Origin of the sequence: Methanobrevibacter filiformis, assembly GCF_001639265.1 — an archaeon.
Lineage (GTDB): Archaea > Methanobacteriota > Methanobacteria > Methanobacteriales > Methanobacteriaceae > Methanacia > Methanacia filiformis.
The window spans coordinates 1-734 of record NZ_LWMT01000187.1 but is presented as its reverse complement, the minus strand read 5'-3'; the positions used below and the strand labels follow the sequence as shown (position 1 = coordinate 734).

1 protein-coding gene is annotated in these 734 nt (G+C 25.1%); it reads right to left on the bottom strand.

The window, feature by feature from the left end:
• On the bottom strand, window positions 1-499 hold a 499-nt coding region (locus MBFIL_RS04885; protein ID WP_157078680.1), incomplete at its 3' end, for an AAA family ATPase.
• Window positions 500-734: the final 235 nt, after the last annotated feature.

Here is a 734-nt window from a genome sequence, read left to right as displayed (position 1 = left end):
GATTACCTTTAGCTATTTCAATATCATCTAAATGACTACTAATAGCTTTATCATACTCATCTATTAAGATAACAACTTTTTTACCATATTTTTCATGTATTCTAATGATTAACTCTGTAAATTTACTGGTTAAATTTTCACTTACAAGTTCTATTGAGTGTTCCATTTTTGTCATGTTAATGAAATCATTTAAAGATGTTTTTAATGTTTCAGGATTTTCATGACCTATAGTTGCAAAATCTAAATAGATTACAGGATAGTTTTGAGTCCAATCATATTTATCATAAATATATAAACCTTTAAATAGTTCTTTATTTCCTTTAAATAAGTTTTTTAAAGTGTTGGCAAGTAATGATTTACCAAATCTTCTTGGTCTTGATAAGAAGTATATTTTACCTTCATTAACCATTCTATGAATGTGTGCTGTTTTGTCAATATATGTATAGTTGTTTTCTATTAATTCTGAAAATGTTGCAACCCCAATAGGTAATTTTTTCATTATATAACTCCTTTAAATCTTAAACTGATATTTATTTATTAGTCTTATATTTAATAAATTTTTCTAATTTTAAGCAATGCTGTTAACTTTAGAAATTTTTCTTTTTATGGCTATGTCAAAAACTTCATGGTTGAGATAATTTTTCCTCTTTCTTGCTCCCATTTTATTCTTTGAAGATCTAAATAGGTTGTTATTCCTTGTTCTGTCTTGTATATTTTTTTCAGGTGTCTTGGTA